General features: G+C 52.0%; 10 protein-coding genes and 1 pseudogene. 2 read left to right on the plus strand and 9 right to left on the minus strand.

Annotation, left to right across the window (positions count from 1 at the left end):
* Positions 1–485: pseudogene (locus ACLTD4_RS18960) on the minus strand (hypothetical protein); the annotation flags it as partial.
* A 224-nt stretch (positions 486–709) separates the two neighbouring features.
* Between ACLTD4_RS18960 and ACLTD4_RS18965 the strand changes: the two are divergent.
* Complete coding sequence (locus ACLTD4_RS18965; RefSeq protein ID WP_117623054.1) at positions 710–1,615, plus strand: DUF2156 domain-containing protein; 906 nt, start codon at positions 710–712, stop codon at positions 1,613–1,615.
* 87 nt (positions 1,616–1,702) lie between these two features.
* Here ACLTD4_RS18965 and ACLTD4_RS18970 read toward each other — a convergent pair whose 3' ends face one another.
* The 8 genes from ACLTD4_RS18970 to ACLTD4_RS19005 form a co-directional block, all read right to left on the minus strand.
* On the minus strand, positions 1,703–3,106 hold the full coding sequence (locus ACLTD4_RS18970; protein WP_117623050.1) for a glycoside hydrolase family 5 protein: 1,404 nt from the start codon (positions 3,104–3,106) through the stop codon (positions 1,703–1,705).
* A 16-nt stretch (positions 3,107–3,122) separates the two neighbouring features.
* Complete coding sequence (locus ACLTD4_RS18975; RefSeq protein ID WP_117634147.1) at positions 3,123–4,754, minus strand: sulfatase-like hydrolase/transferase; 1,632 nt, start codon at positions 4,752–4,754, stop codon at positions 3,123–3,125.
* Positions 4,755–4,758: 4 nt separating this feature from the next.
* The gene (locus ACLTD4_RS18980; RefSeq protein ID WP_117623048.1) at positions 4,759–6,240 is read right to left on the minus strand and encodes a sulfatase; all 1,482 of its coding nucleotides are present in this window, start codon (positions 6,238–6,240) and stop codon (positions 4,759–4,761) included.
* A 23-nt stretch (positions 6,241–6,263) separates the two neighbouring features.
* Complete coding sequence (locus tag ACLTD4_RS18985) at positions 6,264–8,510, minus strand: glycoside hydrolase family 3 N-terminal domain-containing protein (protein ID WP_117623047.1); 2,247 nt, start codon at positions 8,508–8,510, stop codon at positions 6,264–6,266.
* A gap of 98 nt (positions 8,511–8,608) precedes the next feature.
* Positions 8,609–10,660 carry a beta-galactosidase gene (locus tag ACLTD4_RS18990; protein ID WP_117623046.1) on the minus strand — a complete coding sequence of 684 codons (2,052 nt, stop codon included), beginning with the start codon at positions 10,658–10,660 and terminating at the stop codon, positions 8,609–8,611.
* A 5-nt stretch (positions 10,661–10,665) separates the two neighbouring features.
* Positions 10,666–11,505, minus strand: a complete 840-nt coding sequence (locus ACLTD4_RS18995; RefSeq protein WP_055659041.1) for a carbohydrate ABC transporter permease — start codon at positions 11,503–11,505, stop codon at positions 10,666–10,668.
* Positions 11,506–11,526: 21 nt separating this feature from the next.
* Positions 11,527–12,411 (minus strand): carbohydrate ABC transporter permease, encoded by an 885-nt coding sequence (locus ACLTD4_RS19000; RefSeq protein WP_002605062.1) that lies wholly within the window; start codon positions 12,409–12,411, stop codon positions 11,527–11,529.
* A 120-nt stretch (positions 12,412–12,531) separates the two neighbouring features.
* A complete protein-coding gene (locus tag ACLTD4_RS19005; RefSeq protein ID WP_117623045.1) occupies positions 12,532–13,800 on the minus strand; it encodes an ABC transporter substrate-binding protein in 1,269 nt (422 codons plus the stop codon).
* A gap of 134 nt (positions 13,801–13,934) precedes the next feature.
* Here ACLTD4_RS19005 and ACLTD4_RS19010 point away from each other — a divergent pair, with 134 nt between their 5' ends.
* The gene (locus ACLTD4_RS19010) at positions 13,935–15,452 is read left to right on the plus strand and encodes a sensor histidine kinase (RefSeq protein ID WP_055659044.1); all 1,518 of its coding nucleotides are present in this window, start codon (positions 13,935–13,937) and stop codon (positions 15,450–15,452) included.
* The last annotated feature ends 49 nt before the right edge of the window (positions 15,453–15,501 follow it).

Here is a 15,501-nt window from a genome sequence, read left to right on the forward strand (position 1 = left end):
ACTACCTGCTGCATTCTCCAATCCGCATCCTGGGTGTTCACGCTGTTTACCTCGTACACTTCTACTTCTTCCACCTCTTCTACCGTTTCCGCAGTCTCTTCTCCCGGCTGTTCCGATGTATTCTGCAGTCCAAGCTCTGCTCCGTTTATAACTCCGTCCTCCAGAATCTGGCGGCATACGGAATCGCACACCTGATTCACCATCAGGCGGTCCGGAAATTCATCATACAGCGGACTGTTTTTATAATCCAGACGATCGCAGGCTGCCATCACATATTCCTGAATCCGCTTCATATGTCCCGGATACATTCCCTGCAGATACTCTAAATCCTGTAACATATGTTCCCTCTGCATCTTCGGCAGATTCTCCATAGCGCTTCTGTCTCCGTACAGCATATACGGCTCCAGCACCTGGAAGTTATTCCCATAAGTATGCTCTAAATTATCCTGCACAGCGGTTATCACTCCCTGCTTCTTTCTATACATAACCATCTTATGCGCATTTTATCGGGATGTGATGGAAAAACGAATTTTTTTCTGTTGCCGTTCTGAATGATCTGCCATAAAAAAGTACTGGATTTCATCACACTTTTATCTTATAATGGCCTTTTGGAAAATCAGGCTGTCCACATAATTACAGAATGGCAAATGTCTTATCTGGAAATGATAGGAGAATAGCAAGAACATTGAACGATAAAGTGAGGAAATATATGGAACTGCAATTTAAAGATCTGGACTCCAGCGCGCTGAAAACGCTGGCCCCCCTTTTTACCTTCAGAGAAAACAAGACCTGCGACAGCGTATTCTTAGGCCTTTTCCTCTGGAAAGATTACTATCAGGTACGTTACGCGGTCGGAGATGATAATACAATCTTCCTTCGTATTAACGCGGATGGAAAGGAATACGCAGCCCTTCCCATCTGTAAAGCGGCCGGCCTGTCCCATTCCTTCGGCGTGCTGAAGGACTATTTTAACCAAACTCTGGGATTAAAGCTAAATATCTTCCTGGCCGACGAGGCCGCTGTCCGCCTCCTGAAGCTGCCGGAGGACGAATTCGATGTCGAAGAACTGGAGGATGCCCGTGACTACTTATATTCCGGAGATGCCCTTCGTTCTCTCGCCGGCCGAAAGCTGCACAAGAAGAAAAATCTGGTCAACTCCTTCGTCAGGACCTGGGAGGGACGCTTCGAATACCGCAGGCTGACCTGTGCGGAAGGCTCCGAGATCAAGAGTTTTCTCGCACGTTGGGGTGTCGCCAGGGAAGAGCGCATGGAAGGCCAGCTGGAGCATGAGATTCTGGGCATCCATGAGATTCTTCGCTGCTGCTCTCTCCTTGATATCACGATGGCTGGAATCTATATAGACGGTACCCTGGAGGCATTTACCATCGGCAGCTACAATCCCCTGGAACAGATGGCTGTCATACACATTGAGAAAGCCAATCCTGAGATAAAAGGGCTGTACCAGTTCATCAACCAGCAGTTTCTCATCCACGAATTTCCCGACGCTGTCCTGATAAACCGCGAGGATGATCTGGGTGATCCCGGTCTGAGGCAGGCAAAGCTGTCCTACTGCCCCGTAGACTTCGCCCGCAAATACAGAATCCGCCAGCGATAAATACCACCGCTGAAACCAAAGGGCATGCATGCGGCGGACCAACGGTTTTCTTTTTCCGCGGCCCGCCTCTTTTTTCGTCTTCCTGCTTTAGTTTCTTCCACTGGGGAAACAAGAAACCGCCCGGCCGTCATCCCCGGTCCCCCTCCCGCTCTCCATAAGCGCTTTGGCGTAAACAGCCAAAAGCTTCTGATACTCTTTATAATAACCGCAGTTTTCAAACAGAAAAGATTCCGGCATACGACGAATTCTCTCCCAGCCCCAGGCCTGAAGCTGCGGTTTTAATAGCTGTTCCTTCTGAAGCGTATACAGAAGCGCGCGCTGGCGGAACTGGAGCCTGTATTTCAGCGCCTCATCGACCTCCCCCGGAAAGAGAGCGCACATGGTCTCCACCAGAGACTTCCCCATCTCCATTTCCCTGTAATGGGTCCATTTTGTCCGCATTTCCCCTGCAAAGCTCATCCACTCAGAGTCATCCCGCGGATATACCAGCCCCATAAACTGCGCATCCTTATAGCACCATAAGGTCCAGGATACGCCATACCGGCAGAATAAGCCCAACGTGTCCTCCACCATCTCCATCACATGCTCCAGGCTGTGCCCCGCAATGTCGTACCCGGCCTCACCGCAGAGCAGCGGACGGTTAAAGGGCAGCAAGCCGTCAAGCATGGTACGGAAGCGCTGTTCAAACACCTTTTGCCTTTCGCCCCGCGGATAATCCGGATCACATAAGTCTGCCTCCCAAACGGTGGGATAAAAATGGAAGGTCAGCGCTGTCTGCTCATCTCTGATTTCCTTTAAACAGGAGAAATCCATGGCAAAGGAATCCCCCTCCAGGAATATAATATGGTTCTCATCCACCTCGCGGACCGCAGCCGTCACCCTCTCATAAAATTGCTGAAGCTTTCCGTCCGCCGCCGGCATGAGAAACGGCTCGTTTAAAAGGTCGTATCCCAGCAGATACGGCTCATCCCTGTAACGGGCGGCAATATCCCGCCAAAGGGATATGATCTGCTGCTGAAATACATCGTAATGCCAGAACGCAGGCGTTCCCGTCTGATTATCAGAATGCCAGTCCGGATTCTGCCCGCCCGGAACGCTGTGCAGATCCGGAAGAAGATAGATCTCATACTTGCGGCAGAAGCCCAGCAGACGGTCAAAATAGCGGAATCCCTCTTCTTTCCGCAGCTCCATATTCTGATCATCCAGAAACAGTCTATAGTTAAACGGCACGCGAATCAGGTTGATGCCGGTATCCTTCAAAAGCTTAAAATCCTCCTCCGTGCAGAAGGAGCAGACGAAATCATCAAAGAATTGGGCCGACTGTTCCGGTCCGAACACCTCTGTAAAAGCTTCCTTCATCTGTTTTTCCGGCGTCGGGATTCCAAGCATAAAGTGTTCCAGATTCAGCCAGCTCCCGATGCCCAGCCCGGCAAACCGGATGCTCTGTCCCTGATAAATAAATTCATTTTCCTTTACTCTTACAAATTCCATGGTTCCTCCTCGGTTTTTACTCACCTGTTTCCTGTCTCCATCCAAATTCCAGCTTCTCCATCTCTTCCAGCAGACGGTCTGTAAATTCCTGTCCGCCAAGCGTTAAAACGGTTTCTGCCGCCTCCTTTACACGCATTTTCCTGACACGTTCCCAGCCTTCACTCTCCACCATTCCTTCTGGAAGCAGTTCTTTCATCATTTCAGAAGTAAACGGATGGCAGACGAGGTCCTCCAGCACTGCCAGCACCCCCAGAGATATGGTAGTGTGGCCGAATGACGGCAGAATCACCGGTTCCCTCTCTCCGGCCTCCGCCATTCTCCGAATCAGCCTGGTTTTCATTTCCGTTCGCACGGCCTCGTGCTCCGGCGAGCAGACCAGATTTACGAGTTCATCAGGGTCTTGTTCCAGATCGTATAAATACTCTTCCCGGTACGTGTCCGCTCCCGCGTCGAGCCATGGCTTCCGGTCGTACGCGCGGACGCTGTATTTCCAGCGTTCCGTCCGGATGCACCGTCCCACCTGGCTCTCACTAATCTGCAGAAACACTTCATTTTGCCACTTCTCCCGCTTCTTCTCATCCAACAGCTCCTGAATTGGACGGCCCTTCATGCATTCCGGTACTGTCACCCCCGCCATGGTCAGAATCGTAGACGGCAGATCAATGAGGCTGACAAGCCCCATTTCTCTCTTTCCACCCAGAAACGAGGTGCCGGAGGCGTCTTTTCCGTATATCACCAGCGGAATATGAATGCTGCCATCATGACAGGACCGCTTATATTCCACGGTCCTCGTCTTAAAATGGGATCCATGGTCGCTGGCATAAATAATGACCGTATCATCCTCAAGCCCTATTTCCTTCACACACGCCAGAACTCTCCCCAGATTGTAGTCCAGCCGGCTGCAGCACCCCAGGTAATCAGGATACTGGGTCTGCCAGTCACTTCCCCAGTCTCCAGGCGCTGACGCCAGGTCTTTTGGCGCATCAAAGCCGGCAAACTGCTCCTTCGAGCCTTTCGGTCCCTCAAAGCGCCGGTGATCATTCTGATGGTGGGGTTCAATATGGGAGAGAAACAGGAAATACGGCTGATTCTTATCCCATGTCCTCATATAATCCAGGGCGAAACCGGTCACCCCGTCAGTCCGGTATCCCTCAAACTCCACCCGCCGGTTCTCCGCGTCAAATAGAAAGCCGCCGTAACCGTGTGAGGTGGCCTCCAGCACATCCGAGACGACCCAGTAATCGTCATAGCCGCCCCGCCGCTCCTTTGGAACTCCCCGGCAGACGTATTCCACACCGGGCTCCAGTGGTTCATTGGAATCACCGCCGGTGGAGGCGAGATGCCATTTTCCCACGTATCCGGACCTGTATCCGGCCTCTTTTAAGTAGTGGGCCAGAGTCATTTCTCCCTGAGGCAGGGCGATGTTATTCCTGTAGCAGCCCAGTTCCGTGGCATACCTCCCGGTCTGGAGACAGGCCCGCGCAGGGCCGCATACCGGCTGACAGGTGAAGGCATTTTCAAAACAGACCCCCGCCTCTGCCATCCTGTCCAGATTCGGGGTCACCGGCATACGCTGGCCGTAGCATCCGGCCGTATCCCAGCGCTGCTGGTCAGAAAAGAAAAAGATGATGTTGGGCTTTCTGTCCATTTCCTCAAATCCCCCTTTCCGACAGCCCGAGGCGCTCATACTGTTCCAACGGTGCCTGGGCCTCTTTCATTCCCGCGGCCAGCTTCCTGCACATTGCCGCCTCCAGCTCTTTGTCCTCTATGGGATGCTCCTGGGCGTAGTCCTGCTCAAGATCACAGAGGCAGGAGTCTCTTATAAAGCTTAAATCTCCCATACAGTCCGTTTCATTGTGAACCGGTATCCGGTAAACCGGGTATCTCGTATGGGAAAGAAAACGTCCCATCTCCATTTCCAACGCGTACTCTTCGCCGAAGAACCGGCACAGCGTCGTCGGTACGGCACAGTACTGATAACACGGCTTATTGTCCGGCGTCGCAGGCGCCCGGAAATACGTATAGCGGCCGTCGTATACATTGACCGCGCGGCCGAACCAGCCATAGATTACCGCTTCCCTGGAAGGTGTATGCCTGAGAATCATCTCTGACAAATCCCACCCCTTTACGGTCTCCGGAACAGGAACAGCGTGGTGCTTCAATATTGTCGGCATCAGATCGATGTTCTGGGTCAACTGTTTTCTATGCTCTCCGGCACATTCTCCGTGAGGCATTTTTACGAAGAGGGGAATGTGGGCCATCTCATTATACGCGTGCATATAATTTTTTCCGGTAAATCCGTGTTCTCCCAGCATATGACCGTGGTCCGTGGTCAGAATCACCAGAGTATCCTCATACAGCCCATTTTCCTTCAGGGCATCGAGGAAACGGCCCAGCCACCGGTCCGCCATGGTCATGGTGGCCAGATAGCATTTCCGCAGATGGCATACGGCCTCCTCCGGTTCTGTGACAGGCGCATACCCCGGCCAGTTGAACTCCTTTCCGCTGTAATCGTCCCCATACAGTTCATGGTAGGCGTCCGGTGCATCGAACGGTTCATGAGGGTCGAACGCCTCAACCATCAGAAAGAAATCATCCGCGCCCCGGTTCTCTTCGGCCCAGCGGCAGGCAGACAGGAAGGTGGCCGGAGTCGGATACGTCTCCTCCCCGCACGCATATTCCTGCCGGTTTAAAAGATGCTGAACTGATTTGCGGCCGTATACCTGCGGCTCTCCGAATGGGGGATCAACCCTCGAAATCCAGGGATCATTCTCCTGGCCGCGGTGGTAGTCCCAGGTATCGAACAGGGAACAGTAGTTTTCCCCACCCAGTTCAAAGTAATGGGCGTGGTCCGTGGTAATGTGGGTATAGACTCCATGTTTCCGCAGTTCCCCCTGAAGCGTCCGGTCGAAGGGCTCCATTCCTCCCCACCCGCGTTCCAGGAAATTCACACGTCCGGTAAAAATATCCCGCCTGGCAGGCATACAGGGGGCGGAGGCAATAAAATGATTATCAAACCGGACTGCCTCCTTTGCAAATGCATCCATGCACGGCGTAATTCCCTCCGCATTTTCATCATAGGATTTTAAAAATCTTCTGTTTAATGTATCCATAAGGATTAATACGGTTCTCATGGTTTTCCGCTGCCTCCTGCCTCTCAAGTATTTTCTGATGCTTCCTGTTTTTTCAGCCGGAATGGTGCAGAATGCTCCGTCCTGCTGTCCGTTCCGATGAAGACAAGAAATGCACCCGCCTCGCTGTCCCATAATCCCGGTTTCTGAAAGAATTTCAGATGGTCTTCCCCGATGGAGAAAGCCACTTTTGCCTCCTCTCCCGGCTGCAGTGTGACGCGCTTCAAGCCCTTCAGCTGCTTCACCGGCCTCGCTGTGCTGCCGGTTACATCGCGGAGATAGAGCTGAACCGTCTCGGTTCCTTCTCGTTTCCCTGTATTTTTTATGGTCACAGACGCCTCGATCTCTTCTCCCGGCATCAGCTCGTTTTTGCTCAAACGGACCTCAGAAAGCTCCATGCTCGTATAGGTCAGTCCATACCCAAAGGAATACAACGGATCGGCGGGTATGTCCTGATACCTGGAGACGTACCGTTCCGGCTTTCCCTTTCGGTAAGGCCGTCCCGTCATCAGGCTGTCATAATGGACCGGTACCTGCCCCACACAGTAAGGGAAGCTCATGGGAAGCTTTCCCGAAGGCGTTTTCGTTCCGGTCAGCACATCGATAATCGCCCGGCCGCCTTCCATACCTGGCATCCACACAGAAAGCACGGCTCTGGCCCGCTCAGAAATAACGCGCAGATCGAGAGGCCGGCCACTAAATACCACTGCCACTACATTGGGATTTACTTCGGAAACTGCGCGGAATAAGTCCTGCTGGATCTTTGGAATCTCAATAAATGCCCGGCTTGCGGCTTCCCCTGACTGAAAACAGTGTTCGCCGAGAGGCATGACCACCACATCAGCTTCCTCTGCAGCCTTTCGCGCCTCCTCCCTCCAGCGGTCTGTCTCTTCCTGCGTCGCACTGGAGGGCTTATACCGGTCAAAGCCCTCCAGCACCGTTCCCGGATCCAGTACGGGACAGCCGGTATGGTACGTCACGGACCAGCCGGCCAGTGCTTCTTCCGCTGCCGCCCGTACGGTCTTTACCTCTCCGGTTTCAGCGCCTCCCGTAAAGGACCAGCTTCCCAGCATATCTCGAGAATCGGTGTAGGGACCGATAAATGCGATCTTTTGATTCGGGGAAAGAGGCAGGATGGCATCCTCATTTTTAAGCAGTACGAAGGATTTCACCGCCGCTTCATATGCCAGCTTCCGGTGTTCTTCACAGAGAAACGTGCGGGCTTCCCTCGCCTCGTCGGCTCCGTGGAAGGGATCCTCAAACAGTCCCAGCCAGTTTTTAAGCTCCAGAACTCTCAGGACACTTTCGTCGAGAAGCGCCTCTTCCAGTATTCCGTCTTTCACCAGTCCGACCAGATACTCCGGATATACGCCGGACATCATATCGATATCGACTCCCGCTTCCAGCGCGCGGCGCGCGGCATCCGCCCCATCTTTGGAGACACCGTGAACCACCGTCTCTCCGATCGCCGCGTAATCCGAGATCAGTACGCCGTTAAATCCCATTTTACCGCGCAGAATTTCCCGGAGCAGCGCTCTGTTTACGGTTGCGGGTATCCCGTTCACCGTCTGAAACGCGGTCATAGCCATTCTGCTTCCGGCCTTTACGGCGCTCTCATAGGCCGGCAGATAAAATTCATGAAATGTCCCATTGGAGAGCTCCATCGTCTGATATTCCCGCCCGCCCTCCGGCGCACCGTATCCCGCGAAATGCTTGACGCAGGCGGCCAGAAAATCCGTTCCGCCCTGCTGCCTCTGATAACCTTCCACCATTGACTTCGCATACAGACTGTTTAGATACACATCCTCACCCGTGGATTCCATCACGCGTCCCCATCTGGCATCGCGCACCAGATCCACCATAGGAGAAAATGTCACATGGAGCCCGCCCGCCGCCCCCTCTTTTGCCGCCATGGCCGCACAGTCGCCTGCAAATTCCGGATCGAACATGGCGCCCTGTGCCAGCGGAATCGGATAGATAGTCTTATACCCATTGATGATATCCAGCATAAAGAGCAGGGGAATATGGTGCGGCTGTCGTTCCATATACGCGCTTTGAATCCTTTTTATATTGGCTGCTCCATAGACCCCCAGCACAGAACCGGCCAGATGGCCGTAGCTTTTCCTGAGCCTGGCACTCTCCTCCGCCTCCGGCCCTGTCTGTTCCAACGCTTCCATGCCGTCAAACCAGTCGCCGGTTACCTGAAAGAGCTGTCCTGCTTTCTCCTCCAGGCTCATATCATTTAACAAATCTATTAGCTGTCTCTGCTCCATTTTCCTGTCCTCACCTGTATTATACTAAAGCGTGTAGCTGACTGAATTAAGGCTCAATATGCCACGGCGTGGGGTGTGCAGATGGCGGAAATGAATTTTCAGACACGCTCTAACACTTTCACCAGGATAACCCCCGCCGCATCAATCGCAAACACCTCTCCTCGACAGATCTCCCTCCCGCTCAGCAAATCCTTTCCGCTGACAGAGACCGCCAGCTCCTGTTTCTTCCCGGAATGGTTCAATAGAAACAGGTATTCCACGCCGTCTTTTTTCCGCACCGTCATCTCGATTCCCTTTTCGGATAAGGCGGCCGCCGTTTCCACGGTATCATGGGAGGCTGTTCGCATCCCTTTTTCCTTACACACATCCGTGAATAACCTGAGATAGAATTCCTCTCCGGACCGTGTTCCAACGTAATAGGCCAGACCGTCTCCGTACCGGTTCCTGGTGATAACGGGAGTGCCTGCATAAAAGTCCTCCCGGTAACGGGCAAGCACCTCCGCCCCCTCCGTGTGCATAATATCGCACAGCAGTCCGGCCGGATAGGTTTTCCCTTCATAGCAGAAGGAATTCTGCTCCGTTTCCGGCAGGGAGTCGGTCTCTTCCACCCAGATTCCAGTGAGTTTCCTGAGTTTTCCCGGGTAACCACCCAGAGTAATCCGGTCATTCTCATCCACATATCCGCTTAAATAAGAAAAAACCGCTGTTCCTCCGGCTCCAACGAATTCCTCCAGCCGCCCGGAGACGCCGTTCTTCACCATATACAGAAGCGGAGCGGCAATCAGTTCATATCCACAAAAGCCGTCCTCCATTCCGATTATATCCACCGGAATGTGAAGCTTTGAAAGAGCCCGATAGTAATTCTGAAGCTCCTCCAGATATTTAAGCCTCACGCTGGGACCTGCCGAGCACTCCAGCGCCCACCATGTATCCCAGTCAAAGATCAGCGCCGCCTTTGCCGGAACCTGGGCTCCGACCACCTCCTTGCCCAGTACCTTCAGTTCCAATCCAAGAGCCTGACACTCTTTAAACACACGGGTATTTCCATGGCCTGCGTGATCGATGACAGCCCCATGAAACTTCTCACAGCCCGCTCTGGAGCGCCTCATCTGGAAAAACATCACCGTATCCGCTCCATGGGCCACGGCCTGATAGCTGAGAAGCCGCATGACGCCGGGGCGTTTCAGGCGATTGTCGTTCAGCCAGTTACAGGTGCTGGGCGTCTGCTCCATCAGGAGGAAGGGCTGGCCATGTTTAAGCCCCCGCATCAGATCATGGTTCATGGCAATAGCGGCAGGATCGGCCCCCTCCGCCGGATAGTTGTCCCAGGAAACGACATCCAGACTGGACGCCCATTTCTTATAATCCAGCGGCTTATACGCGCCCATGAAGTTGGTGGTGATGCAGGCGTCCGGGATCTGCGCCCGGATGGCTTCCGCCTCCGCCTGGTAATTGGCCAGCATGCTGTCCGAATTAAACCGTTTATAGTCCAGTGTTATGGCCTGATACATACTTCTGGCTTCCTCGAAATGTTCACTCACCATGCTGGGAGCCACGATCTCATCCCAGTCATAGAAGGTATGTCCCCAGAATCTCGTGTTCCACAGCCGGTTCAGATTTTCAATGGTTCCGTATCGCTTTTTCAGCCAGACACGGAACGCCTTCTCGCAGTTTTCACAGTAGCACGCGCCTTCATATTCATTGCTCACATGCCATAGCACGATATTCTTCTGTTCCCGGTAGCGCTCCGCCAGCTTCCCGGCCAGCCGCTTTGCATACTGCTTAAATACAGGACTGTTGGGACAGGAATTGTGGCGTCCTCCGAATTTTCTCCTGCGGCCTTCAAAATCCGTTCTCAGGACCTCGGGATACCGTTTGGCCATCCACGCCGGATGAGCCCCGGTGGAAGTGGCCATACAGATGGCCATCCCCTGTTCCGTCACCCGCTTCACCGTCGCATCCAACTCTACGAAGTCATACGTCTCCTCTGACGGCTGGAGTGACGCCCAGTTGAAGACATTCAACGTCACCACATCGATTCCGGCCTGCTTAAGGAGTTCCATGTCCTGTTCCCATATATCCGGCGTCCACTGCTCCGGATTGTAATCTCCGCCATATAAAATTTTCGATACCTTTTCAGAAAATGCCATATATTTTACCCCTTCAAACCGGAGAATGCAATTCCTTCCACCAGATATTTCTGCCCCACAATGAAGATCAGCAGCATCGGAATCAGGGCACACACTGTGCCTGCCATAATCAGACCGTACTCCGAGCCGTACTGAGTACGGAAGGATGCCAGGCCGATCTGAATGGTTCTAAGCTTATCGGATGTCAGGTAAATCATCGGAGCCATATAGTCGTTCCACATAAAGTTAAATGTAAACACGACCAGCGTCGCCAGCCCCGGCTTACACATGGGAAATACAATCTGTGAATAGATCTTCAGTTCTCCGGCCCCATCGATTCTGGCCGCCTCAGACAGCTCCTCCGGAATCCCCATCATGAACTGGCGGAGTAAAAATACACCGAACGCGCTGAATATATTGATCAGGATCAGGGACCAGTGAGAGTCGTTCAGTCCCAGGGTCTTAATGATTAAGAACTGCGGTATCATGATTGCGTGCCACGGAACCATCAGCGTTGCCAGATAGCACAGGAAGATCTTATCCCGGCCAGGATACTGCATCTTGCTGAAGGAGTAGGCTGCCAGGGAACAGGTGATCACCTGGCCGACGGTAACGATCACCGCCAGTTTTAAAGTATTTAAATAATATGTAACGAACGGAATGCGCTCGCATACCTCCGTGTAATTGGACCACCGGAATACCTCCGGAATCCATTTGATGGGGTAGGCGAAAATTTCATTGTTATTTTTAAAGGAAGACGACAGGGTCCATACAAACGGGATAATCATGCAGATTCCCAAAAGCAGCATGACCACAAACAGAATGCCGTTTGATACCTTCGTCTTTGTTTTATACGATTTTGTCATTATTTCGTTTCCCTCCCCGGTTTACATGTAATTAACCCATTTCTTCTGTCCTCGGAACTGAATCAGGGTTATAACCATGATGATGATGAACAGGAAATATGCCATTGCGGACGCATATCCGAACTGCAGCTTCTGGAAGCCCTCCTGATAGATGCGGTAAACCAGAACATTGGTGGAGCGCCCCGGTCCTCCCTGCGTCATGATATTGACCAGATCGAACACCTGAAAGGAGTTGATGATGCTTAAAATGGTGACCATGAACATGGTCGGGGACAGCATGGGCAGCGTGATCTTGAAGAACTTTTCCACGCTGTTTGCACCGTCGATGGAGGCTGCCTCATAGAGCTGGCTCGGTATGGACTGCAAGCCGGCCAGTATGATGATCATGTAATAACCCGCCTGTTTCCAGATGGCGACCACCATGACAGAGCCCAACGCCGTCTTCGTCGCGGACAGCCACTGCGGCGGATTTGCCACGCCAAGGGCCATCAGCACCTGGTTTAAAGGTCCCTGGGTCGGGTTAAAGATCATGGCCCAGACGATACCGACCGCAACCATAGAGCTGATATTGGGGAGGAAGAACATGGTCTTAAAGAGACTGCTTCCCTTAATCCCCTTATTGACTCCCACGGCCAAAAGCAGCGCGAACACGATGGTTCCCGGCACCGTCACCAGAGTGTAGACCAGATTGTTCTTCAGCGATACCGTGAAATATTCATCGTGGAACATGTCGATATAGTTTTTCAGCCCCACAAAATTAAACTGGCTGAATCCGTTGTAATCCGTAAAGGAAATCACCAGCCCCATGATGATGGGGAGTGCCATAAAGACGAAAAAACCGATGAAATTTGGAAGGATGAAGAGATATCCTTTTATGTATTTCCTAATCTTATTATTCTTTTCCATATCCATATCCTCTCTAGCGCGTGTCGGCTGAACACATATGGGGAAACAATCAGATCTTCGATTGCTTCCCCATGCCTTATCTGTCAGTCAGAGCGTGTATCGAAATTCATTCCTGACAGATTATTTACTCATGATGTCCTGTCTCTGCTGCTCAAATTTATTCATGGTCTCTTCCAGCGTCTTTTCCCCATACAGATACAATTCCGCATTCTCTGCAAATGCAACCTTTAAATCATTGTATTTCTCATAAGAAGGCGCCTCCGGAATCTTCTTGGAATTAAAGGCTACAGAAGATACGCTTTCCTTGCCGACCACCTCGTCAAATGCATCCTTGGCCGCATCACCGCCATACGCCGGAAGCATGCCGTATTTCGGAAGGACCTCGGAACCGCCCTCACCGCATAAATATTTCAAGAAATCATAGCTCTCCTGCGGGTGTTTGGCATCCTTCGGAATCGCTGCGAACTGGAATGCCCCCCAAGTTGCGCCGGGGTCCGCGCCCTCCGGAACCGGAAGCGGAGCAACTTCCCAGTTGACATCCGTCTTTCCGTCTTTTTCGTCTGTCATCAGCATATTGATCAGCCACTCGCCGTTGGGAAGCATGGCTACTCTGCCGTTTTCAAAGTCGGATAAATACTGGCTGTCATTGGCCTTTACCTCTGCTAACGGCACGTGGGACTTATCTTCCAGGAAGAATCTTCCCAGGGTAGCCAGCCCGTCTTTTACCGCAGAGATGTCGTCGTCATTTAAGTAAACGCCCTTCTGGGTTCCGATACACTGGTAGATATTCCAGTCCACCCAGCAGCCGCCGTACTTCGTACCGTCTCCGCTTGTCAGCTGTTTTGCAATATCCCCATACTGGGACCACGTCATCTGCTTCGACATGTCAATGCCGGCCTCTTTCATAATATCCGCGTTGTAGAACAGCATCCAGCAGCTGGATCTCATGGGAAGTGCGGTGATCACGCCATCCGGATAGCAGGTATCCCACATGGAACCAAACTTGCTGATATCCAGGTCACTGTTCTTCACCAGATCCGTGATATCCAGCATGGCGCCCGCTTCCTTAAACTGCATAACCTGGTCCAAAGAACGGACATTGACTAAATCCGCGTCGCTTCCCGCGGACAGCATGACCTTCAGCTTGTCGTCGTACGTCTCGTTCGGCATGCTGATCACTTCCACATTGACACTGTCCTGGCTCTTGTTGTAGTTGTCCACAATCTCTTTCGTGTAGTTTTCTCCATCGCTCCAGATATAGAACTTTAAATTCACTTTCTCACCGGAAGCCGCCTCTGTGGCCGCCTCTTTTCCCCCGCTGCATCCGGCCAGTGTTCCCGCTGCCAATGCCGCTGCCAGTAGTACTGCGCTCAATCTTCTTAACTTCATTTCAAATCCCCTCCTGTTTTCTGATACCCATACGATATCACGTATTCTCACCCCCGGACAGGTTGAAATTTTATCCTCCTTTTCACCGGGAATGATTTGTGTTACTATTTAGCCATGGAAGGGAGGGGTAAACTATGTTCTATCTGCTGTTATTACTGTTCATTCTGATTCTGTTTACACTGGTTCAGAGGCTGAAAGGAAATCATGATTTTCTCATGATTCTGATTCTGCCGTACTTCGCAGCGCTCTGCAGCATCATTCTCTACGTTTCAAAGGATACCTACTATTATAATCTTATTAAGGATTATTTTTACCTTCCCGACTTCCTGTGGAGATGGCTGTTCTTCATCGATATTGGCAAGAGCAACATCATACGGATTATGAATGCCTCCAGCTTAAGCATCTTAATCATCAGCGTTTATCTCGTCTTCCATTTTTACGAGCCCTTTTCCCTGCGGGTTCAAAAGGCGGTTAAACGGGTCGTATGGGTCTACTGCCTGCTGCAGTTCATCCTCTATGATCCCTATACGAATTTAAAGGCCTACTACTTCTTATACCCGGCCCGTCTGACGGTGCAGCAGTACCTTTATTTAGAGGACAGAATATATGCAGTCACACACACCATCAATACTGCGGTCATTCTCCTGTGCTTTCTGGGGCTCCTGGCTGCGTTTATCAAAGCACCGAAGCTGAAGCTGTTCCGCTATAACCACCTGTTTCTGGCCATCAGCTACGCCACTCTGGCGTTTGTATACATTTACTTTATCTCTTCCTCACCGGACTTTTATTTAAAGGTTTCCAGAATCGCAGGAACTTATTCCTACCGTTCCCTGCAGCTCGGAAGCAATGCCTTCATTTACCGGGCGCTGCCCTATATTCTGGTTCCGGCCGCGGCCGTCATCACCTACTGCGCCTACATGCTGACCCGGCTTTCCGGACAGGCCAGTCTCAAGGAGCTAAGTATCTCCAAAGAAATCAGTTCCTCCGAGACAACATCGAAGATCTTCTGCCACTACATTAAAAATGAGATTCTGGCCATCCAGTCCGAGGTGGAGACGCTGGCCTTAAACGCAGAGGATGGGAATGAGGTAAAAGAGACGACGGACAGCATCCTGAAGCGCTGCCAAACGCTCTACGGAAGGATCGACGAAATTCACAGGAGCACCAAGACCAGCGAGCTGAACTTAAAGCAGTACTCTCTCCAGACTCTGATCCGGGAGACGCTCGCCATCTTCTCCCATGAGCTGCAGTCCATAAATGTCCAGCTGAACCTTCCGCCCCAGCCAATTCTGGCCATGGTGGATCCGGTCTACATGGAACAGGCGCTTCACAACATCATCAAGAATTCCATCGATGCCATGGAGGATACACCGGACGATAAAAAGGAGCTGGCCGTTACGCTCGGCAGCTCCAGACAATGGATTGCGATTGACATCAGGGACACGGGAAAGGGCATATCGAAGGAGAATTTAGAAAGCATCTTTCTTCCCTTCTACTCCTCCCATCCCTATTCCAAACACTGGGGAATCGGACTGACTCTGACCTATAAGGTCATTCACGCGCACGAGGGAAAGATCGTCGTAAACAGCACCCTGGGCGCCGGCACTACCGTGGAGGTCCTGCTTCCAAACATCACACCGGAGCGAGTCTGAAATTCACTGACAATGTGCGGACAGATCCGCCCCAAACAGGAAAAGAGGT

The organism is Hungatella sp. (assembly GCF_046966825.1).

Excerpts from the sequence above, each read along its gene's own strand:
- ACLTD4_RS18975 (WP_117634147.1), bottom strand. The coding sequence starts at position 4,754 with ATGGACAGAAAGCCCAACATCATCTTTTTCTTTTCTGACCAGCAGCGC.
- ACLTD4_RS18970 (WP_117623050.1), bottom strand. The coding sequence starts at position 3,106 with ATGGAATTTGTAAGAGTAAAGGAAAATGAATTTATTTATCAGGGACAG.
- ACLTD4_RS18965 (WP_117623054.1), top strand. The coding sequence starts at position 710 with ATGGAACTGCAATTTAAAGATCTGGACTCCAGCGCGCTGAAAACGCTG.
- ACLTD4_RS19005 (WP_117623045.1), bottom strand. The coding sequence starts at position 13,800 with ATGAAGTTAAGAAGATTGAGCGCAGTACTACTGGCAGCGGCATTGGCA.
- ACLTD4_RS19000 (WP_002605062.1), bottom strand. The coding sequence starts at position 12,411 with ATGGAAAAGAATAATAAGATTAGGAAATACATAAAAGGATATCTCTTC.
- ACLTD4_RS19010 (WP_055659044.1), top strand. The coding sequence starts at position 13,935 with ATGTTCTATCTGCTGTTATTACTGTTCATTCTGATTCTGTTTACACTG.
- ACLTD4_RS18980 (WP_117623048.1), bottom strand. The coding sequence starts at position 6,240 with ATGAGAACCGTATTAATCCTTATGGATACATTAAACAGAAGATTTTTA.
- ACLTD4_RS18990 (WP_117623046.1), bottom strand. The coding sequence starts at position 10,660 with ATGGCATTTTCTGAAAAGGTATCGAAAATTTTATATGGCGGAGATTAC.
- ACLTD4_RS18995 (WP_055659041.1), bottom strand. The coding sequence starts at position 11,505 with ATGACAAAATCGTATAAAACAAAGACGAAGGTATCAAACGGCATTCTG.
- ACLTD4_RS18985 (WP_117623047.1), bottom strand. The coding sequence starts at position 8,510 with ATGGAGCAGAGACAGCTAATAGATTTGTTAAATGATATGAGCCTGGAG.